The sequence below is a fragment of the Martelella radicis genome (assembly GCF_014196625.1).
Classification (GTDB): Bacteria; Pseudomonadota; Alphaproteobacteria; order Rhizobiales; family Rhizobiaceae; genus Martelella; species Martelella radicis.
This window is the reverse complement of record NZ_JACIDZ010000001.1, coordinates 113,195-132,113: the sequence shown is the minus strand read 5'-3', so window position 1 is coordinate 132,113 and position 18,919 is coordinate 113,195. Positions and strand designations below refer to the sequence as shown.

The following is an 18,919-nucleotide window of genomic DNA, read 5'->3' as shown; positions in this document are numbered from 1 at the left end:
TATGGAGGAGCATGCGTGACTGAACTGAGAATAGGACTGGATGTCGGCACGACCGCAATCAAGGTCGCGGCCTACACGCCGGAGGGCAAATGCGTGGCAAGTGCTGCCCGCGTCAACAAGGTAGCGCGCCCCGCGCCGGGCCATGCCGAACAGGATATGGAAACGATCTGGACGCTGACGACGGAGTGCCTCAGCGAATTGTCGGAGAAATGCGAAGGCGCCTCCTTTGCCGCGCTCGGGGTCTGCGCCCAGGGTGACGGTCTCTGGCTGATGGATGAGGCCGGCAAGCCGTGCGGCAATGCCATGCTGTGGAACGATACCCGCGCCTCCGCCGATCTTGAGACCCTGACGCAAAGAGGCGCGACGGCCGCCGTAGGGCTTGGCTGCCACACCGACCTGTGGCCCGGCACCTCGGCCATGCTGTGGCGCTGGCTGCGCAGGAACCGGCCCGAAGCTGCTGCATGCGCCAGGACATCCTTCACCTGCGCCGACTGGGTCGGCTTCCGGCTCACCGGCCAGATCGCGACCGACTTCTCCAATGCCTCAATTCCCCTTATCGATTTCGAGACCCGCAGCTACGGCCCGCGCCAGCTCGACCTGCTTGAATGCAATGATCTGGGCGCAATTCTTGCGGCCCCAAAACAGGCCTCGGAAAAGCTCGGCACATTGACGCCGGAGGCCGCACGGAAGACAGGCCTTCCTGCCGGGCTGCCGGTCTCCGTCGGTACGCTCGACCTTGCCGCCATGATCGTTGGCATGGGGCTCGATCGTCCGGGCCAGACGATGATGATCCTCGGCACGACGGCCGTGGTCAATATCCTGACCGATCATGTGACCCCGACCGAAAAGCCGGTCGGCGCATCGGCGCTGCATCCGACGAGCGAGGCGATCATCCGCATTCTCGCGCCATCAACCGGTGCAGCCGCGTTCGACTGGTTCACCGCCCTTCACCCAAAAAGCCTCGGCGGCGAGTCGACCGACGAGATTGCCGGCAAGCTCAATGCGCTCGTCGAGGATGTGCCGCCCGGCGCCAATGGCGTGACCTTCCTGCCCTATCTGAACGGCGAACGCGCGCCCTTCGTCTCGCCCGACATCCGCGCCCAGTTCCACGGCCTCAAGGCCGACACGACCAAGGCCGAGATGGGCCGCGCCGTCATGGAAGGCACGGCGATGAGCCTTCGCCATTGTTTCGAGGCGGAAGACGGCCTGCCCCCGGCGCCGGTGCAACTGACCGGCGGCGGATCGAAAAACCCGGTCTGGTGCCAGATCATCGCCGATGTGATCGGCCAGGACATCGAGGTTTCGCCGGCCTCCGACCAGGGCCTGTGGGGCGCTGCCTGCCTGGGCGCCGCGGCCGCCGGCCTCGGCGACGCGATTGCCCTTTCGAAGCGCGAGGAGACGCCCACCGTCTATCGCGCCCGGCCCGAAATTCACGAACACTATTGCGCGGTCTATCGCCGCTACGCGCTGATCTCGTCAGCCATGCGCACCCTTCAGACCGCCCTCAACAGCCTGAAGGAGGAGAACCCATGAACGCAATGATGCGAGCGGCCGTCTACCACGCCCTTGACGACATCCGGCTGGAAGACAGGCCCGTTCCCGAGATCGGCCCCGGCGAGGTTCTCCTGAAGACGCTGGCTTGCGGCTTGTGCGGCGGCGAGACCATGGCATGGTACAAGAAGGCACAGCCCAAGGTCCTCGGCCACGAGCCCGTCGGCGAAGTGGTGAAGGTCGGCGAAGGCGTCACCGACTACAGGCCCGGCGACCGTCTGTTCGTCAATCATCATGTCGGCCGGGTGAATTCCCACTGGTCGCTGCGCGGCCACTTCACCCGCGATCCGTTCTATTCGACGATGAAACTCGATCCGGGCGGGGTCTGCGAATATTACCGGGTCACGGCGCAGCATCTGGCCATGGATGCCCACAAGCTTCCCGACAGCATTTCCAACGAGGCGGCGACGACGATCGAGCCCTGGTCCTGCGTGCTTTCCGGGCTGAAGGTCTGCAATATCCAGCCGGGCGACACTGTGGCTGTTGTCGGGGCCGGATTCATGGGCCAAGGCTTCGTCCACATGGCGCCGCTTTTCGGCGCGGGCAAGGTCGTCTCGCTCGATTTTTCCGAATGGCGGCTGGAAAAGGCGCGGTTCTTCGGCGCGACCCACACGATCAACCCGAAGACGGCCGATGCGGTTGCCGAAATGCGCGCACTCAACAATGGCCGGCTCGCGGACACCGTGATCGTCATCGCTCCCTTCCCGTCCGCCTGGGAACAGGCGATGGCGCTGGTCGAGCCGGGCGGATGCCTGCATCTCGGCGCGCCGCTGCCGCCCGGAACCGACTGGGTGCAGGACGGCCACAAGGCCTATTTCGACCAGATCACCGTCACTTCGCGCTACTCCTCCGACCACCGCGACACCTACAGCTATATCCGCCTGCTGGAAGCCGGCCGGATCAAGGCGGATGACGCGATCTCGCACCGCTTTGGCATTGAAGACAGTGCGGAAGCCTTCCGCATGCTGGTCGAGGCGGAGAAGTCGCTCAAGATTGTCGTCTACCCCCACGGGATACCGGGCAAGGAGGCAGCCTGATGCTGGAAGACCTCAAGCAAATCGTCTGCGAACAGAACCACGAACTCCCCGCTGCCGGTCTCGTCGTCGGCTCGGGCGGCAATGTCTCGGGACGCGACCCGGAAACGGGCCTCGTCGTGATCAAGCCGTCGGGCGTCAAGTTCGCCAAACTGACGCCGGAGACCATGGTGGTGGTTGATCTCGACGGCAATATCGTCGAAGGCCACATGAAACCCTCGGTCGACACCGGCGTCCATCTCTATATCTACCGCCACCGCGACGATGTCTTCGGCATCGCCCACACCCACTCGCCTTATGCAACAAGCTTTGCCGCGCGCGGCGAGCGGATCCCCGCCGTGCTTACCCCGATCACCCACATGATCGGCCGGGACGTGCCCTGCTCGCGCTATGCGACGCCGGGCGAGGTCGATACCGGCCGCGCTGTGGTTGAAGCGGCGGACGGCGGCTGGGCGGCGCTCGTCAAGGCGCATGGCGTGTTCACCATGGGAACCTCTGCAAAAGAGGCCACGTCCATTGCCATGTATCTGGAGGAGGCGGCGAAAACCACGCATTTTGCCCTGCTGCGCGGCGGCGTTGAAGAATTGTCTGCCGAAGAGCAGGCCCGCTGCTATAACTGGCTCCGAAAGAACTACGGGCAATCGGGAAACAAGGACGTCAGCAGCTAGCTCATGAAACACGCGCAGCGTCATACTTCGGCAGGCGGGGAAAAGGATGCGCTCCTTTCCAATGTCGCCCTTCTCTATTACGGCGAGGGCCTGACGCAGGGCGAGATCGCCCGGCGTTTCAAGATTTCGCGGGCAACCGTCGTCAACATGCTGCGCGAATGTCGCGAAAAGGGCATCGTCGAAATTCAGGTCGACGGCGCGCTCCTCGCCGCCTCGACGCTGTCGCGTGATCTCTGCGCCCGCTACGGCCTTGAGGATGTCTATGTGGCAAGCGGCGAAGCCGCGCCGTCTGCCGGCGGACGGGCGGAAAACCTGCCTCTGGTCGCTCGCGTCGCCGCCATGGCGGTGCTCGATATCGCCGAAACCGGCGACAGGATCGGCGTCGCCTGGGGCGAGACGATCGCGGCCATGGCGAAAGCCATGCCGCGCGCCCCGATGAGCGATATCGAGGTGTGCCAGCTGATCGGCTCAAAGGATTCCGATCGTGTTCCGGCCTCCGAGATCTGCGCCATCGAGGTCGCCAACAAGCTCGGCGCAGACTGTTTCACCCTGCATGCGCCGGGAATCGTCTCGACCGTGGCTCTGGCCGAGGCCTTTCGCAGCGAACCCACGATCAGGACGCAGCTTGCCCGCCTCGCCGACCTCGACCTCACGATCGCCTCTGTCGGCAATGTCGCCGACGATACCCATCTGGTCACAGCGGGCATGGCGACGCCTTCCGCACTGCGCTCTGCTCGGCAGGCGGGCTGCGTCGGCATCTACTGCTGTCGCTACATCGACGCCGACGGCAACGACATGCCGCTCGAACCCCAGGACCGGATCATCGCCGCGAGCATCGACAATCTCAAGACGGCGCGAAAACGCCTCCTCGTCGTCTGCGGCGCCGACCGCCTGCAGGCGACCCGCGCGGCGATCAAGGGCGGTCTCGTGACCCACCTCGTCGTCGACGAGCCGCTGGCAAGCGCGCTTCTTGCGATGGACTGAACTTCGAGCCCTTCGCCCCGAAAAGCGGCGGGTTGGCGAAAACGAACTTCGAAAAAACGCAGGATGAAGGCTACACGTTTCCGCCGGGTGCTACCACCGCGCCATCTGGCTTATCAGAAAATGCCGGACCTCCAGTCGCAGCCGGACGAAAGCTTAGCGGCAGGTCAACCGTGCGCGCCACGGGAAAGCGCGTCCACACCATGGGCTCGCTGATCACGACCTGTTCGGGCGACGAGCCGGGAACGGCCAAGGGCACCAAATCCGGCACGGTCGGCTCCGTCTGCCAGCCGAAGGCGCATTCCGCCAAGGTCAACGCGGGCGGCAATCCCTCTATTGCAACAGAATAGAGATGGAGCTGTCGCGCGACGGCCTGAAGCTTCGAGACGACCCGACGCAATCGGGCTCGCAAATCGCGCTGGGCAAGGCAGCACGACTCTGGACGATGATCTGGCTTTTGACGAAAGCACTCGGGGCGAAACCCACAAAGGCTTTCTGCCTCCCGCATTCCCGCCCGCTCCACATCAGTTTGAACGCTGGGCCGAGATCCTCGATCGGCATCCTGACCTTCAACCCGAATTTCTCGGACTGGATCATGGGGTGGCCGATCGGCTGGACCGATCCGACGCGGCCGGTAACGGAGTGGTCAGCTTGGCTGCGGCATATGCGTGGCGAACTCTCAAAGCTGCCCACTACATCTGAACCTTAGATGAAATTGGGACATGCCCGCCTTCAAGAGGCGGGCTGTCATTTTGGCCGCATCGGTTCGGTGCACTTCGGGATCACTGTCCACTCGCCCTGCTTACCGCACTGCCGGCATCGTAGCCTTAACGGCAATATCGGGATTTCCCGTGGCAGGTGCGTTAGATCGACGGGGACGCTGTAGCGTTTACAGGGCCAACAAGTGGCTCGAAAACTGAGATGCTCAAGCGCGACCCCGAGGATATCATGAATCAGGTCGACCTCGCGGCCGAGGAAATCGACCAGGGCCACCGCAACAGCGCCATCGGCGCACTCGCCCCGGTAGACGCCACCATCGAACGATTGGCTTCGCTTCTGGCGGCGGCACGAGCCGTTAACCGGGTAACGCCGCTGGATTGAAACCACAAAGCCCGCCTGTGATTGGGGCGGGCTTTGGCAGCGGCATCATCGCATTAAGAGGTGCTTTTTTAAAAAAACCGAAGAACTTTCTTGAGGTTGTCTATTGGATGCATCGACGGAGCTTTGAACAGAATGTAGATCAGTAAAAGGCTGGTTGTCCCGAGAATGCCCCACCAAAGCCATTCGTAGCGCGGCGCTCCCAACAACAGCAATGTTGCTATAGTCGAAATGGCGACACAAGGAACGAACCTACCAAATATATAGTGATCGTACCGCGTTGACGCCTGATAGTCGTTGAGGGCGCTGCTTCCGATTTGGGCAAGGGAGGCAGCAGCACTATTAAATGAATCAATCGCAGAGCTGATTTTTTCTGTATCAGCATTTTTGTTCTTGAGTTCTTCCGCTGCCATAAAAAAATGACTTTCGAGTTTAAGCTGAAGGCCATCAAGCTCAGTACGACGCGCTTTTAGGCTATTCCTGAATTCTTCAACATGTCGCACGTCCGCGAGTTGTCCCTCCAATCGCTGTATCTCATCCGGTTGGCGGTCCCAATCTATTGCGCTGATTTCCTGCCTTAGCGCCTCGGCAGATTTACAAAACTCGTGGGAACTTGCATCGACGTCGTTTATGCTAGTAGAAAGCCCCGACAAAAGGCCTTTCAGGTCATTATAATAGGCATCGTTGTCCTTGAATTTCTTTTCAGTAAGCGTTCCATTAATCTTTTGCCCTTCGGTCTCTGCGCGCTTCGCTATGGTTTCAACTTTGTTTTTGTGCGCTTTGGCACTCTCAAACAGGTCGGGAAGCTCTTTGGTCAGTTTATACAAATCGGTTGGAACAAGCATGACCAACCGCACATACAGGTAGATTGCCAAGCCCGCGATAAACCAGCGAAGGTGATCGCCATCCAGCGTCACAGGGCGGTCTGTTTGGACACCGATAGCTTCCAGCGCTTGCCTAAAATCGATGCCGTCGATGCCGTAGCCGACAACAGCAAATGTGAAGAACAACAGTATCAGAATTGAACGCCGTATGTCGTGAACTGACTTGGCGTAGAACATTGCCATCATCGTGATCGCCCTCATCCCCAACTTCAGGAACGCTATCCAGTAGCCAAGGTATGCCCTGAATCGCCCCCGAAGCCAACTTCAGTGCGCTGAATCGACCCGGTAGCAATGCTGGATTGATAGCAGACGGCCCGAGTCCGCATGGAGGCGCGGGCCTTATTGACGAGCGCTCTTTCTGTGCCACTACATCTGAGCTGTACTCCGTCAGAAATGATGCCACTCGATGTTGCGCGTCTGGCCATCGGATTTTGCGCGCTACACCTTCTTACCTCATTTTTAGGCAGGAAGGTGTCTACAATTCCCGGGGCTATTCACTTCCCCATCGCCTGGCGCCCCTCTGTACCAAATCATTGTACCACGCTACACGCAACCCTTTGAACAGGCAACGATTTTGAGGACATCAAACACTTAAGGGAAACTGGCGAGGAGTGAAGAACGAAGTTCGAACTCGGGGCCAATGCGCTTTGGGTTGGTGGACGGCAAAGCGCAAACAGCAATGGCGGAGAGGAAGGGAGTGACATATGCAAGTGAAATCAAATAGTTGCGCTGTCAAACCTGAGATTTTGACTCCATTGTTTTCTTTAGCTTTCCATATGAATCGTCAAACCTTTGTGGGCCTCAAAAGAGGACTCACAAATGGAAAATCTAGACAACATCTTCGGCGATCTGATGGGGGCGTCAGACCCTGAAACGAATAAAGCCGTCGCGGCTGGACCCCGCAACGGCTTTGAAAAGCATACAGAAGCTGAACAACTTCTAGAAACACAATACCATAAAGCGCCCAAAGGTCCAGCCGCGATTGCACCGCTGGCGAAGCTGGCGCGCTGGGTAGCTTGGCGGGAAGAAGAGCGCAATAGCAAGCCGACTAAGGTGCCCTATTCCACGCCTCGACAAATGGCACGGGCCAACGACCCCGCAACCTGGCTTTCTCGCGCTGCTGCCGAAACCTTAGCACTCGACTTGCTTTCCGGCGGACGGAAGGGCGGCGTGGGCCTCATGCTGGGAGGCGACAAGAAGAACCGCCTGGGCGGCATTGATCTCGATTCCTGCCGCGACCCGGCAACCGGCGACCTGACTGGCTGGGCGAGTGAAATTGTCGAGCGGTTCGGCTCCTACACCGAAGTCAGCCCTTCGCAGACTGGCCTGAAGGTTTTCTTCCGATATGCGGCGGCCGATATGGAAGCCCTGCAGAAAGCTATGGGCACAAAGCATGGAAAGTCATGGTCGCGCGGCTCACACCATGAAATCGCCCTGCATCTGGGAAACCGATATTTCACCGTGACCGAACAGGCCTTACCCGGTCATGCCGACACGTTGGCCTTGATCACGAAAACAACGCTGAATTGGCTGATTGAGGAAGCTGGACCGCGCTTCAAAGGTGAGGCAGACATCGACAAAGAAAAGCGAGATGAAAGCCGTTCAGGCCGCGCATTCCGGCTTGCAGGTGAATGCCGGCGCGCCGGTCAGACCTTTGAACAATTCCGTTCGGACTTAGCAGAAGATCCAGACCTTGCGGACTGGGCGAACGACATGCGGCAAGTTAAGCGGGCATGGGAGCGTACGCGCGGTGATATAGACCTTGAAGACGAATTCGAAGATATGGGCGAGGATATCGACGGTTTTCCGATGACGGAAGACGGAGTCGCTCGCGCCTTCGCCGCGGCACATGCCGATCGATTGCGCTTCTGCCATTCGTCCGGGCGCTGGCATGTCTGGACCGGCTCACATTGGCGTAAAGAAGAAACAAAACTCGCCTTCAACTGGGCGCGCGAAATCTGCCGCGCTCGCGCTGCAGCTGACGTGAAGTCTTCCGCCGCGAAAGCACTGGCAAAAGCAGCAACATCTGCGGCTGTCGAGAGGTTTGCGCAAGCCGACCGTGCGTTTGCCGTCACCGCTGATGCGTGGGATTCTGACCATTGGTTGCTGGGCACACCGGGTGGCACGGTCGATCTTCGCACAGGTGAGCTTCGCGAGGCGCGGCAAACTGACATGATCACCAAAATCACCGCCGCCGCCCCGATCCCATCTGAGTCTTTTGACCCCGCCAAACACTGCCCACGTTGGCTGGCATTCCTCGAATTCGCTACCGGCGGGGATGCTGATGCAATCCGCTTTTTGCAACAATGGTTCGGCTACAGCCTGACCGGCGACACACGCGAGGAAGCCCTACTTTTCGTGCATGGAATAGGTGGCAGCGGAAAATCAACCACCATAAACACTATTGCCGCTCTGTTGGGCGACTACGCGACGGCGGTCGATCCCGAGACAATCACAGCACAAAAGCATGGACGGCATTCCACAGAAATCGCCCGCCTGCATGGTGCCCGTATGGCCTATGCTTCCGAAACGGAGGCAGGCCGCGCATGGGCTGAAAACAGGATAAAGCAGCTCACGGGTGGAGATGTGATGACAGCGCGTTTCATGCGGCAGGATGATTTCGAGTTCAAACCGCAATTGAAACTGGTTGTAATTGGGAACAATAAGCCTGCCTTCGCGAATGTGGATGGCGCGATAAAGCGGCGCTTCAACGTCATGCCGTTCGACCACAAACCCGCTCATGCAGATCACGGCTTGAAAGCCTCTCTTGAAGCAGAGTTCGCCGGGATTTTGTCGTGGGCGATTCAAGGTTGCCTCGACTGGCAGAAGCATGGGCTTTGCCGCCCTGCGGTCATGGTGGAAACCACCAATGAGTATTTCGCCGAAATGGACCTGTTCAGCAACTGGCTCGTGGATCGCTGCGAAACGGGACCACGTTATGCCGCAACGACTGAAGACCTCTTTGACTCGTGGTCATGGTACGCGCGCCAGAATGGCGAGGAGCCGGGGAACAGGTTTAGCGACTTCCCGCAGCGGATGCGTGAGAGGGGCTTCCTGACAGCAAAGAACATAGGTTCAAAGCGCGCTCGTGGTTATTCGGGTATCCGCATAGCACCTCAGCCCGAACAATTTGATGATTTCGACGATTTGGGCGCATCGACAGTTGAGACAGGCATGAAAGATGAAAAATGCCTAACCCATTGAAATCATTTGATGTGAGACAGGGCGAGACACCCTTTCCGTACAATCTTTTCACGCGTGCGTGCGTGTGTAAGGCGCTTATACGGCAGCCCTGTCTCACCCTGTCTCAAAGTAACAAAATCAAAGACTTAGAGAACTTCAGCTGTCTCACGCATGGAAGCACGAACCCGGATAGCATTACGTCTGGTCCAACATCTGGGCATCTGGGTCCTTCCCGCCGGGGCGGCATCGCGGGGCACTCTGAGCCGCGGCTTGTCGATCTTTTCAGACTTTTTTCGAAAGGGATTTCCCGATGAGCGATGATGAACTGTTTGGAGACCTTGTGCCCCAGATCCCAGATAACGGAAAAACATCTGGTCCCATCACGGCAGAAATGACGGAAAGCGAAATGTGCTCTGCCCTCGCAATTTCGTCGGCCCGCCTTCGCACGCTCGCTCGCGACGGTATTTGCATTCGAACCCGACCGGGCCGTTACGACTTTTGGAAGTCGCTCCACAATTATCTTGCCCGATTACGTCTTCACGCTGAACGCGCTGGTCGCCCTTCAGCCGGTGGCGACGATCTACGGGCGGAAAAACTCAGGCTGATGAAAGCTCAGGCAGAACGTGAGGAAACGAAGAATGCCGCATTACGTGGCGAACTGATCGAAGTCGAGGCCGTCACGCGGGAATGGCAGGCAGTTTTGCGAGATGTTCGGGCAGCAATGCTTGCCGTGCCGTCACGTTTTGGCGCCGATCACCCACACCTGACGCCGAACGATATTTCGGACCTGAACTCAGAAATTAAAAACGGTCTGGAAGGACTCGCCGATGGGAAAGATTGAGCAGATCCGCGCTAACGCACTCGCAGTCCTTCGCCCGCCGCCCGATATGCCGCTCGCGAACTGGGTTGAAGAGAATGTGTTCCTGCCGTCGACTGCTTCGGCAACACCCGGACGTATGAAATTGTACTCCTATCAGAGAGGCATATGTGACGCCCTGGACGATCCAAACGTTTCTGAAATAGTAATCCAGAAATCAGCCCGCATCGGCTTCACGGCGCTGCTTAGCGGATACATCGGTCATTGTGTCGCAGTTAATCCGGCACCTCTTCTGGTCACCCAGCCGACGAGTGATGACAGCCGCGCCTTCTCCGTGGACACCGAAGCGCTTTTCGAGGCTAGCCCCACTCTCCGCGGTCTGATTTCGGACGATGCCGACGAATCCGGCCGATCGACGATGATGCGGCGAATCTATCCCGGCGGTACTCTTGAATTCCTGTCAGCTTCCAGCCCACGCGCATTTCGCCGCAAGTTGGGCAAGGTGGCGATTGCCGACGAAATTGACGCGTATCCGCCGACAGATGAAGGTTCGGTGCTCGATCTTCTGAAGATGCGCACCCAGACTTATCGCGACCGGAAACTGATTTTTGGCGGCACGCCGATTTTCGATTTCGGGCCTGTCACAACACTATATTCGAATTCGGACCAACGGGTGTTCGAGGTGCGGTGTGTGGAGTGTGACGGTTTTGCGGAAATTCTCTGGAAAGACATTCGATTCGATCCTGAGAACCTCGCCAAAGGCGTCGAGTGGTGTTGTCCCTGTTGCGGATGCCTTGTCCCGGAAAAGCATAAGGTCGAGATGGTCGCAAACGGTCGCTGGCGGGCAACGCGCCCTGAAGTGAAGACTCGTGCTGGCTTTCGTATCAATTCACTTGTCAGCCCCCACTTTAACGCCCGCTGGTCGGCCCTGGCCGCGGAATTTCTGGAAGCAAAGAAAACCCCTGAAGGGCTGCAGTCTTTCGTCAACCTCGTGTTGGGCGAACCGTGGAAAACCGAAGGCGAAGACCTAGACGAACACGAATTGACCGGTCGGCGCGAACACTTTTCGCTCGAAGTTTTCCCTTCTGATGTGCTGCTGCTTACCGTTGGCGTCGATGTGCAGGACGATAGACTCGAGTGCGTCGTTATGGGGCATAGCGCGACGGAAATTTTCGTATTCAATCACCGTGTATTCTATGGACCTGTTGATGGTGACGCTGTTTGGCTGGAACTGGACGACCTCTTGAGGGAACGCTGGCAGCACGCCAACGGCGGCACCATCGGCATAGATGCCTGTGCGGTAGACTCCGGGGATGGTGGCCATACTGATATTGTCCACGGTTTCACGCGCAGCCGCTTCGGAAGGCGTGTCGTGAGTACAAAAGGTGTTCCGGGCTTTTCGCGCCAGTTTCTCGCTAAATCAAAAACTCGCGGTCAGCAGGTTTGGCTTGTTGGCGTCGATGCAGTTAAGGCTCAACTCTTCAATCGCATACAGCGCAAAGAAGGCGTCCGTTTCTCGCAGGACTTGGAACCCATCTTCTTTGAGCAACTGACAAGTGAACGCCGTGTCATGCGTTACGTGCGTGGTGTGCCGCAACCGCGCTTCGAGCGAGTGAAAGGCAAGCGGGCAGAAACGCTTGACGCGACGGTCTACGCATGGGCCGCAAGGTCTCTCATCAACCTAAACCTTGACCGCCGTGCTGAAGAGTTGTCTTCTCAAGCTTTAGTGAAGAAACCGGAACGTGTAATCAGATCGAGTTGGTTGGGCCGATGAGTGCAGAAATAAAAGTTGGCGATGAGGTCATGCTGAAAGACGACCCATATGTGTATCGGGTGGCATCCATTCTGAATGGTGAGGCGGTGTGTTTGCGCGGTGGCGGCAAGGTCAAAAAAACCGTCAAGATCGGTCAACTAAAAAAGCACAACAGCAGTGGGCCGATGGGCATCACTTTAGGTTAGCTGGCATCCATGTCGGGTATACGCATGAATGCAACTTGAATATTTTTTCGATCTTTAGGGCTCAACTCGGCTTCCGCTTCATTAAATTCCAAGAATACAACCTTATCGTCAACGAGCTTGAGTCGATAGAACGTGAGCCCTCCTGCAATTTCCAGAACGGTATCGTCACTGAAAACCTTAAGATGACGCCTGAGGTCACCAACCGTAAATTCTTCCATTTTGCTTTCCTTTAAGTAGGGAGTTGTTTGGTTGCAAAGGTTCCCATGCAACCGCGACCGTGACAAGGGATTTGGTTGCATTTCACGTGCAAGTTTTGCAGCAATTTGTAGATTCATGGAAACTACTCTTTGGCTAGTCAAGCAGTTCCGATTCAACCAATAAGGTCTGAAGCCTTTACCTTGTTGGACAACAACTGGTTGCCCGCTGTCTGTTTTCCTGCCAACCCATACAACATTCATCGTGCTGCCTTTCGTTGTTGAGAAGGCATAACGTCGACATATTATAAGTCAACAAATACAATTAGTTGACTATTCAACCGAATGTGTTTCGGGAAGTCGAAAATGTTCTTTTGGCCCCAGCTTTTCCCGTGTTTTTTCGGGGGCAATCACTTCGCACGCCAGGTAGAAACTTTCGGACTCGGTTTCCTTGTCAGCCCAGAACGTCCGCGCGTCGCGCCAGATCGCGCGCCACTGTCGGCGCTTCTTTTCGGGAATGAAATCTGGGGGTGTTGGCGTTTTCATCCTTATACCTCTGAGAGGTTGCCGGGGGCGGTTGAAGAAGAGGAAAGAACCGCCCCCGACCACGGTTTCGGCGAAGGAGACCGCCGAACTTTGGGACAATCCCTTATTGGCAGATTTCGTTTGACTCGTCAACTCACAAATGAGATAACGAGTTAGACGAAGGAGTCATCGATGTTCACCCTTGCTGAAATCATCCCTGTATTTGCCAGCCTGGACAACGTTCCTGCAAAGGATATTGCCCGATACGAAAAAGCGCTTCGCAACCTAGTCCAACGGAACCATTTGCCGCCATCTGATCAAAGAGGCCGTGTCTTTATGTATGACGAAGGCGCGCTCTCGGCCATTCGCCTGGTACAGATCGCCAATGAATTCGGCCTAGATCGCACGGCTATTGATCCGCTGGCGCGTTGGCTTGCCGAGAGTGGTACCCGTCGCCGCAAAGTGACTGGCGGATGGTTGGGTGTGACTCATTCGGCCGAAGCCGTAGAACGCGTTCAGAACGGTGAGGAATTCTCTGTCTCGCTCGTTCTGGGGGCTGATTATAGATACTGTGTCGAAGCTAGTTGGTCGCTAGATCAGCCCAAGAGCGAACGTGTTGAAAATTCGCTTCGGCTAGCCGGTTTGAGCAACGCCCCTGCAATCGCACGGTTCTCGTTGCCCGCCTCATCAATCATTGTCGAGCTGCTTTCTTCCCTGAATGAGGTCGACTAATGCGTTTATTCGGCTTCGACATTTCTCGGAATCGCGCCGAAAAGCCTTCGAATGTCCGCATGCTTGAAGGGGCGTCCGGCAAGCGCTGGAACAATACGCCTCAATTCGGCACGACCGGCGCGGAAGTTTTGGCCGGTGCCGCGCAAGTTCGCGGGCGGGCTCGCCATCTTCGATTCAACGATCCCACTGCAAGCAATGCGGTTGAGATCCTGAAAACGGCGCTGGTGGGTTTCGGGGTTTCCGCCGCGTCGTCGGAGAATGACGAGTCCGTCCGCGAGTCCCATGACGCAAATTTCAGCGAATGGGCACAAAATTCCGGTTTTCCCGCTCTTCTGGGCGAGGTTGCCGACGCGCTTGCGACCGATGGCGAATCCCTCGTGATCATGCGAGCCAATGCCGAAGGTGAACTTCGCTTGCAGCATGTGCCTGCTGAACAGTTGGACGAAGCGCTCACAAGCGAGCTTGGTAACGGGCGCTATATCGCGGCAGGGATCGAGTACGATTCCGACGACGAACCTGTCGCATACCATTTCCGCCCGGCGCGACCGACCGACGCCTTCCAAGCGTTCCGCGCGCCGGTCCGCGTAGAAGCATCCGACGTTCTTCACATCTTCCGCCGACAGGGGGCAGGGCAAACACGCGGCCTAAGCTGGTTTGCGCCGGTCATTCTGCCGCTGAATGAGCTTTCACAGCTTCAGGACGCGTTGGCCGTGAACGCCAAGGTGCAATCGATGCTTTGCGGCTTTCTCATCGATCAGAACGCAACCGGTTCGAATCCGTTTGGTGACGGCGGCGACCCGCTCGACGTTTCGTTGGAGCCCGGTGTTATGCGCGTTCTGCCGGCCGGGTACGACGTGAAGTTTTCGAGCCCGCAACAGATGCAAAGCGCCGTTGAACTTGTTGCGGTTTCCTTGCGACAGATCGCTACCGGGCTTCAGATACCGGAATTCCTGCTTTCGGGCGACATGCGCGGTGTGAACTATTCATCTGCCCGCACCGCCCTTGTGCAATTCCGTGCGCATATCGAAGCCCTGCAGCACACGATTCTGGTGCCCGCTCTAAATCGAATTTGGGCGCGTTGGCAGCTTCTCGAGTCTTTGCGCGGATCGAACACCGCTGATCCTGAAGCCGATGTTGAATGGCATTTCCCTAAAGCCCAATGGGTGGACCCGGAATCCGACGCCAAAGCCACGCGTGAGATGCTGGACATGGGGCTCATCAGCCGCCGACAGGCCGTCGCCCAACTGGGCTACGACATCACCCAAGTCGATCGGGAAATTGCCACAGATCGTCAGCGCGAAACTGAACTGGGCCTGTCTTTCGGCGGCGCTCCCGGTCAACAGAAAGTTGAACAAAAGGTGATCAAATGACCCGTCTTGTCGGTGATCCTGCACTTGCCACATACATTGTTTCGCCTCCGAAGGTGCGAAAACTTCCCGACACCACGTCCGGCGAATTCCTCGCGCGCACTGTCGAGGCGTTTGCACCTTCGGAAGAAGACGGGGCGACGATCTTCAGTGCGATCGTTGCCACCGATGCGCCCGTCGCTCGCCGTGATCGCAAAGGCATGTACCTGGAAGTTCTGGATCCGGCTGGGCTGGAACTGGCGCGTGGTGCTGACGTTCCGCTTCTCACAGATCACAAGAAATCTGCCCGCGAGACGGTAGGGCGGGCGTATGATTTCGCCGTCAACGGGAACAGTGTCTCTGCATCGCTTCGGCTCGGCCTTGCCGAAGACATCGCGCCGCTAGCGGCCCGCGTGCGCGACGGCACCCTCAAACATGTGTCTGCCGGTTATCAAGTTCTGTCGTGGCGCGAAGGCACTGACGCCGAAGGCAACCGGACCAAAACCGCCACCCGCTGGCGCATCCTCGAAGTTTCCCTGACCCCGATCCCCGCCGACCCGAATGCGACAATCCAAAGGAGTCTTTCCATGCCATTCGAAACTGAAGAAATCCGCGAAGAATTCGTGGAAAATATCCGATCTGCCTGTGGGCTGTCGGAAGACTGGGCCGAAGGTCTCGATGTCGAAGCCGACGAAGAGGCAATTCGAGAAGCTGCGCGCGCCGAAATGATGAAGCGCCAGGCACCGCGCATTCGCGTCACTCGCGAGCGTGATAACCCTGTCGAAATCCAGACGCGCGCCGCCGATGCGCTCGCTTTCCGCATGACGGGCGGTGATCTGCCGGAAGCGAGCCGCGAATATGTCGGCATGTCTTTCGTCGATCATGCCAAGGAGTCGCTTGCACGTTCTGGCATCTCTGTTCGCGGCATGACCGCCGACGAAATTCTGCAGCGTTCGACCGTAGGCACGTCTGACTTCCCCCTCGTGGTTTCCAATGCCATGGGCAAGGTCGCCGCTCAGGCGTATCAGGCCGCAGAAAGCCCGCTGAAGGCACTGGCTCGCCAGCGTACGCTTTCGAACTTCAAGAAATCGACCGCCATCCGCCTTGGCGAAATGGGCCGTCTCGAAGAGATGACGGAACACGGCGAGTTCAAGCACACGTCCCGTGCCGAGTCCGGCGAGTCCATGGCCCTGAAGACGTTCGGGCGTGCGATCAACGTCAGCCGCAAGCTGATCATTGACGACGACCTTGGACTCCTTGGCGACATGACTTCGGCAATGGGCCAAGCAGCAGCCCAGACGGAAGCCGAAGAACTGGTCGCACTTCTGACCGCCAATCCGGACCTTTCCGACGAAACGCCGGTTTTCGATGCAAGCCGGAATAACACCGTTGCCGTCGCGCTGTCGGAAAATGCTCTGTCGGATGCACGCCAGCACCTTCGCACGGTGAAGGGACTCGACGGCAAGACGATCATCGCCGTCAAGCCTCGTTATCTGGTGGTCGGGCCGGAACTCGAAACCGCGGGCGAAAAACTCCTCGCTTCGATTTACGCCGCAACGGCTGACGACGTGAACGCTTTCGCCGGTAAGCTGTCGCTGGTTGTCGAGCCCCGTATCGAAGACGACGCGTGGTTCGTCATGGCCGATCCGGCTTCGGTGCCATCGATCCAGTATGGCTACCTTGCAAGCGCTCAGGGTGTGCAGATCCAGCGCCAGGAAGCGTGGGAATCGCTTGGCTTGAAATACCGGGCTTTCCTCGACTTCGGCTGCGGCTGGCTGGATTGGCGCGGCGCGTACCGATCGACGGGCGCTTGATCATGGCATCGCTCGCGGACCTTCTGACCTTTCGTGACAAGCTTCTGGAAACCCGGTTTTCCGGGGTCCAGACATTCGTCGATCAGAACGGCGAGCGTGTCACGTATCGGTCAGAGGCAGAAATCGGGCGGGCTTTGGCGGCATTGGAATCTGAGATTGCAGCCGCCACCCGCAAACCCTCCAAAACCATCAAATTCAACAGCTCAAAAGGACTCTGAAACATGGCTACCAACTATGTGCAGGCAGGCGACACGCTCACCATTCCGGCCGGCGCCGACTATCTTTCCGGCGATGTCGTCATCGAAAATGAAATCATCGGCGTTGCCCTTGGCGATGCTGTCACCGGCAATCCTGTCGATGTTCGAACGACTGGTGTCTTCGACGTTCCGAAGGTGGGCGCCAATGCGTTCGCTGTGGGCGATCCCGTCTACTTCGACTCCGACACCTCGCTCGCAACCTCGACGGCGACCGACAATACGAAGATCGGCGTTGCTGTTGCTGCTGCCGCCGCTTCGACCGCCACCGTCAACGTCCGGCTCTCCGGCTTCTAAGAAAGGATTCTCTCAATGGCGAAAATGTACGCTCTCAAAAAGATCATTCTCCCGAATGACACCACCATCGACCGGAAGTCGGTCTTTGACGCAACGCCGGCACTTGCAAAACAGTTGCTGTCGATGAACTCGGCCCGCAACGCCACCAAGGGCGAAATCACCGCCGCCGAAGCGAAGGCCAAGGAAAAGGCTGGCAATTCGTTCGGTTCTGTGACCGAAGGCGATGCAACCATGGTCGCCGCCGATATCATGCCTGTTGCCGACAAGGTGAAGGCTTGAACCAATGACCGCCACCGCCTCAGCACAACAGCGCGCTATTCCGGCACCTTGTGCCCGGATGTTGTCGCGTGCTGAGGCGGCGGCCTATTGTGGGGTTAGCCCTGCAACCTTCGACAAAATGATGCGGGACAAGCTGGTCCCTAAACCAAAGAGAATATACGCCCGAACAGTCTGGGACATCCGGGCGCTAGATTGTGCACTTGATGCTTTGCCTTCTGAAGACGATGATTCAATCCCCGAAAACAACGATTGGGATTGAAATGAAACAACTCCGAAAACCTCCGAAGTATTGCCAAGGGTTTGTCGATCGTCATGGCAAAACCCGCTGGTATTTTCGCAAACCCGGCTTAAAACGAACGCCGCTTCCGGGATTGCCGTGGACACCGGAATTCATGAAAGCCTATGAGGCAGCAGCAACGGGCGAACCGGCGGAAATAGCGCAAGGCAAAACAACGCCTGGCACGGTTTCAGCGCTTGTTGTTAGTTTCTATCGCTCTTCAGATTTCACAGCATTAAGCGATTCCACAAAAGCCACCTACCGGGGTATCATCGAACGCTTTCGAGTTGAACATGGCGACAAACGTGTTGCCCACCTTCAGCGAAAACATGTTCAGCGCATTGTTAGCGAACGGGCCGCAACGCCTGCCGCCGCAAACAACATGCTTCGAATGATCCACGTCCTTATGCGCCACGCGGTGGATATAGGCTGGCGCAATGATGACCCGACAAGTGGCGTTCGCAAGGTCCGTCGCAATAGTGTCGGCTTCCTAACATGGGAAGAAGAGCACATTGCCACGTTCATCAAGAAGCACCCCCATGGCACACGGGCTCACCTCGCCTTGTCGCTTTTGCTTTTCACTGGGCAGCGACGCAGCGATGTTGTCAGAATGGGGCGCCAGCACATCAAAGACGGCTGGCTGTCGATCACACAGCAAAAAACCGGGCAGCTTGTTACCATTCCCGTTCATGATCAGCTGGCAGAAATCATCGACGCCTTGCCGCGCGACAACCTGACATTCATCACGACCGGACAAGGCAAGCCTTTTACCCCGGCGGGCTTCACAAACTGGTTTCGGGAAATGGTGAAAGAGGCCGGTTTGCCTGACGGGCTTTCGCCGCATGGCCTACGCAAAGCGACCTGCCGACGCCTCGCGGAAGCCGGATGCAGCCCACATGAGATAATGGCGATCAGCGGGCACAAGTCGCTGTCTGAAGTCACCCGATACACCATTGCCGCAAGTAGGAGAGACATGGCGAAAAAGGCGATGATGACGTTCAATACAAAGAGAGCTAGCGAATAACT

Annotated in this window: 22 protein-coding genes; 19 read left to right on the top strand and 3 right to left on the bottom strand. The window is 57.8% G+C overall.

Going from position 1 to position 18,919, the window contains the following annotated elements:
* The first annotated feature begins 15 nt into the window (after window positions 1-15).
* The 7 genes from GGR30_RS00635 to GGR30_RS00605 all read left to right on the top strand — a co-directional run bounded on the left by GGR30_RS00635 (window position 16) and on the right by GGR30_RS00605 (window position 5,335).
* On the top strand, window positions 16-1,533 hold the full coding sequence (locus tag GGR30_RS00635) for an FGGY family carbohydrate kinase (RefSeq protein ID WP_183481133.1): 1,518 nt from the start codon (window positions 16-18) through the stop codon (window positions 1,531-1,533).
* Window positions 1,530-2,588: a zinc-binding dehydrogenase gene (locus tag GGR30_RS00630; RefSeq protein ID WP_183481130.1), complete on the top strand. Its 1,059-nt coding sequence runs from the start codon at window positions 1,530-1,532 to the stop codon at window positions 2,586-2,588. Before GGR30_RS00635 ends, GGR30_RS00630 begins: the two co-directional genes overlap by 4 nt.
* Window positions 2,588-3,253, top strand: coding sequence for a class II aldolase/adducin family protein (locus tag GGR30_RS00625; protein ID WP_183481125.1), 666 nt, complete (start codon window positions 2,588-2,590; stop codon window positions 3,251-3,253). Before GGR30_RS00630 ends, GGR30_RS00625 begins: the two co-directional genes overlap by 1 nt.
* A gap of 3 nt (window positions 3,254-3,256) precedes the next feature.
* Window positions 3,257-4,237 carry a sugar-binding transcriptional regulator gene (locus tag GGR30_RS00620; protein WP_183481122.1) on the top strand — a complete coding sequence of 327 codons (981 nt, stop codon included), beginning with the start codon at window positions 3,257-3,259 and terminating at the stop codon, window positions 4,235-4,237.
* Between the two features lie 32 nt (window positions 4,238-4,269).
* The gene (locus GGR30_RS23730) at window positions 4,270-4,584 is read left to right on the top strand and encodes a PAAR-like domain-containing protein (RefSeq protein WP_281378091.1); all 315 of its coding nucleotides are present in this window, start codon (window positions 4,270-4,272) and stop codon (window positions 4,582-4,584) included.
* A 2-nt stretch (window positions 4,585-4,586) separates the two neighbouring features.
* A complete protein-coding gene (locus GGR30_RS00610; protein WP_183481118.1) occupies window positions 4,587-4,943 on the top strand; it encodes a hypothetical protein in 357 nt (118 codons plus the stop codon).
* Window positions 4,944-5,155: 212 nt separating this feature from the next.
* Window positions 5,156-5,335 carry a hypothetical protein gene (locus tag GGR30_RS00605; protein ID WP_183481116.1) on the top strand — a complete coding sequence of 60 codons (180 nt, stop codon included), beginning with the start codon at window positions 5,156-5,158 and terminating at the stop codon, window positions 5,333-5,335.
* 68 nt (window positions 5,336-5,403) lie between these two features.
* Here GGR30_RS00605 and GGR30_RS00600 read toward each other — a convergent pair whose 3' ends face one another.
* A complete protein-coding gene (locus GGR30_RS00600) occupies window positions 5,404-6,402 on the bottom strand; it encodes a hypothetical protein (RefSeq protein WP_183481113.1) in 999 nt (332 codons plus the stop codon).
* Between the two features lie 633 nt (window positions 6,403-7,035).
* Here GGR30_RS00600 and GGR30_RS00595 point away from each other — a divergent pair.
* From GGR30_RS00595 to GGR30_RS00580, 4 genes are all read left to right on the top strand, one after another.
* A complete protein-coding gene (locus GGR30_RS00595) occupies window positions 7,036-9,420 on the top strand; it encodes a phage/plasmid primase, P4 family (protein ID WP_183481110.1) in 2,385 nt (794 codons plus the stop codon).
* 289 nt (window positions 9,421-9,709) lie between these two features.
* Window positions 9,710-10,240, top strand: coding sequence for a terminase small subunit (locus GGR30_RS00590; RefSeq protein ID WP_183481105.1), 531 nt, complete (start codon window positions 9,710-9,712; stop codon window positions 10,238-10,240).
* A complete protein-coding gene (locus tag GGR30_RS00585; RefSeq protein WP_183481102.1) occupies window positions 10,227-11,990 on the top strand; it encodes a phage terminase large subunit family protein in 1,764 nt (587 codons plus the stop codon). Before GGR30_RS00590 ends, GGR30_RS00585 begins: the two co-directional genes overlap by 14 nt.
* Entirely contained in the window at window positions 11,987-12,175 is a 189-nt protein-coding gene (locus tag GGR30_RS00580; RefSeq protein WP_183481100.1) for a hypothetical protein, read from the top strand. The genes GGR30_RS00585 and GGR30_RS00580 overlap by 4 nt, the downstream gene beginning before the upstream one ends.
* Here GGR30_RS00580 and GGR30_RS00575 read toward each other — a convergent pair.
* A complete protein-coding gene (locus tag GGR30_RS00575; protein WP_183481097.1) occupies window positions 12,172-12,510 on the bottom strand; it encodes a hypothetical protein in 339 nt (112 codons plus the stop codon). The two genes, GGR30_RS00580 and GGR30_RS00575, sit on opposite strands and share 4 nt — an antisense overlap.
* A 192-nt stretch (window positions 12,511-12,702) precedes the next feature.
* Window positions 12,703-12,915, bottom strand: a complete 213-nt coding sequence (locus GGR30_RS00570; protein ID WP_183481095.1) for a hypothetical protein — start codon at window positions 12,913-12,915, stop codon at window positions 12,703-12,705.
* A 171-nt stretch (window positions 12,916-13,086) separates the two neighbouring features.
* On the opposite strand from GGR30_RS00570, the gene GGR30_RS00565 reads away from it, so the two are divergent.
* The 8 genes from GGR30_RS00565 to GGR30_RS00530 are packed head-to-tail and all read left to right on the top strand — an operon-like array spanning window position 13,087 to window position 18,917.
* Window positions 13,087-13,626, top strand: coding sequence for a hypothetical protein (locus GGR30_RS00565; RefSeq protein WP_183481093.1), 540 nt, complete (start codon window positions 13,087-13,089; stop codon window positions 13,624-13,626).
* Window positions 13,626-14,996 carry a phage portal protein gene (locus GGR30_RS00560; RefSeq protein ID WP_183481091.1) on the top strand — a complete coding sequence of 457 codons (1,371 nt, stop codon included), beginning with the start codon at window positions 13,626-13,628 and terminating at the stop codon, window positions 14,994-14,996. Before GGR30_RS00565 ends, GGR30_RS00560 begins: the two co-directional genes overlap by 1 nt.
* Window positions 14,993-16,786 (top strand): prohead protease/major capsid protein fusion protein, encoded by a 1,794-nt coding sequence (locus GGR30_RS00555; RefSeq protein ID WP_183481089.1) that lies wholly within the window; start codon window positions 14,993-14,995, stop codon window positions 16,784-16,786. The genes GGR30_RS00560 and GGR30_RS00555 overlap by 4 nt, the downstream gene beginning before the upstream one ends.
* A 2-nt stretch (window positions 16,787-16,788) precedes the next feature.
* Window positions 16,789-17,004 (top strand): phage head-tail joining protein, encoded by a 216-nt coding sequence (locus tag GGR30_RS00550; RefSeq protein WP_183481087.1) that lies wholly within the window; start codon window positions 16,789-16,791, stop codon window positions 17,002-17,004.
* Between the two features lie 3 nt (window positions 17,005-17,007).
* Window positions 17,008-17,337: a DUF2190 family protein gene (locus tag GGR30_RS00545; RefSeq protein ID WP_183481085.1), complete on the top strand. Its 330-nt coding sequence runs from the start codon at window positions 17,008-17,010 to the stop codon at window positions 17,335-17,337.
* A gap of 15 nt (window positions 17,338-17,352) precedes the next feature.
* Window positions 17,353-17,616: a hypothetical protein gene (locus GGR30_RS00540; protein WP_183481082.1), complete on the top strand. Its 264-nt coding sequence runs from the start codon at window positions 17,353-17,355 to the stop codon at window positions 17,614-17,616.
* 4 nt (window positions 17,617-17,620) lie between these two features.
* Window positions 17,621-17,875 carry a helix-turn-helix transcriptional regulator gene (locus tag GGR30_RS00535; protein WP_183481079.1) on the top strand — a complete coding sequence of 85 codons (255 nt, stop codon included), beginning with the start codon at window positions 17,621-17,623 and terminating at the stop codon, window positions 17,873-17,875.
* 1 nt (window position 17,876) lies between these two features.
* Window positions 17,877-18,917 (top strand): tyrosine-type recombinase/integrase, encoded by a 1,041-nt coding sequence (locus tag GGR30_RS00530; protein ID WP_183481077.1) that lies wholly within the window; start codon window positions 17,877-17,879, stop codon window positions 18,915-18,917.
* The last annotated feature ends 2 nt before the right edge of the window (window positions 18,918-18,919 follow it).

Excerpts from the sequence above, each read along its gene's own strand:
- GGR30_RS00590 (WP_183481105.1), top strand. The coding sequence starts at position 9,710 with ATGAGCGATGATGAACTGTTTGGAGACCTTGTGCCCCAGATCCCAGAT.
- GGR30_RS00545 (WP_183481085.1), top strand. The coding sequence starts at position 17,008 with ATGGCTACCAACTATGTGCAGGCAGGCGACACGCTCACCATTCCGGCC.
- GGR30_RS00555 (WP_183481089.1), top strand. The coding sequence starts at position 14,993 with ATGACCCGTCTTGTCGGTGATCCTGCACTTGCCACATACATTGTTTCG.
- GGR30_RS00570 (WP_183481095.1), bottom strand. The coding sequence starts at position 12,915 with ATGAAAACGCCAACACCCCCAGATTTCATTCCCGAAAAGAAGCGCCGA.
- GGR30_RS00550 (WP_183481087.1), top strand. The coding sequence starts at position 16,789 with ATGGCATCGCTCGCGGACCTTCTGACCTTTCGTGACAAGCTTCTGGAA.
- GGR30_RS00535 (WP_183481079.1), top strand. The coding sequence starts at position 17,621 with ATGACCGCCACCGCCTCAGCACAACAGCGCGCTATTCCGGCACCTTGT.
- GGR30_RS00630 (WP_183481130.1), top strand. The coding sequence starts at position 1,530 with ATGAACGCAATGATGCGAGCGGCCGTCTACCACGCCCTTGACGACATC.
- GGR30_RS00585 (WP_183481102.1), top strand. The coding sequence starts at position 10,227 with ATGGGAAAGATTGAGCAGATCCGCGCTAACGCACTCGCAGTCCTTCGC.
- GGR30_RS00560 (WP_183481091.1), top strand. The coding sequence starts at position 13,626 with ATGCGTTTATTCGGCTTCGACATTTCTCGGAATCGCGCCGAAAAGCCT.
- GGR30_RS00600 (WP_183481113.1), bottom strand. The coding sequence starts at position 6,402 with ATGATGGCAATGTTCTACGCCAAGTCAGTTCACGACATACGGCGTTCA.
- GGR30_RS00575 (WP_183481097.1), bottom strand. The coding sequence starts at position 12,510 with ATGAATCTACAAATTGCTGCAAAACTTGCACGTGAAATGCAACCAAAT.
- GGR30_RS00605 (WP_183481116.1), top strand. The coding sequence starts at position 5,156 with ATGCTCAAGCGCGACCCCGAGGATATCATGAATCAGGTCGACCTCGCG.
- GGR30_RS00620 (WP_183481122.1), top strand. The coding sequence starts at position 3,257 with ATGAAACACGCGCAGCGTCATACTTCGGCAGGCGGGGAAAAGGATGCG.
- GGR30_RS00530 (WP_183481077.1), top strand. The coding sequence starts at position 17,877 with ATGAAACAACTCCGAAAACCTCCGAAGTATTGCCAAGGGTTTGTCGAT.
- GGR30_RS00565 (WP_183481093.1), top strand. The coding sequence starts at position 13,087 with ATGTTCACCCTTGCTGAAATCATCCCTGTATTTGCCAGCCTGGACAAC.
- GGR30_RS00610 (WP_183481118.1), top strand. The coding sequence starts at position 4,587 with ATGGAGCTGTCGCGCGACGGCCTGAAGCTTCGAGACGACCCGACGCAA.
- GGR30_RS00580 (WP_183481100.1), top strand. The coding sequence starts at position 11,987 with ATGAGTGCAGAAATAAAAGTTGGCGATGAGGTCATGCTGAAAGACGAC.
- GGR30_RS00595 (WP_183481110.1), top strand. The coding sequence starts at position 7,036 with ATGGAAAATCTAGACAACATCTTCGGCGATCTGATGGGGGCGTCAGAC.
- GGR30_RS00540 (WP_183481082.1), top strand. The coding sequence starts at position 17,353 with ATGGCGAAAATGTACGCTCTCAAAAAGATCATTCTCCCGAATGACACC.
- GGR30_RS00625 (WP_183481125.1), top strand. The coding sequence starts at position 2,588 with ATGCTGGAAGACCTCAAGCAAATCGTCTGCGAACAGAACCACGAACTC.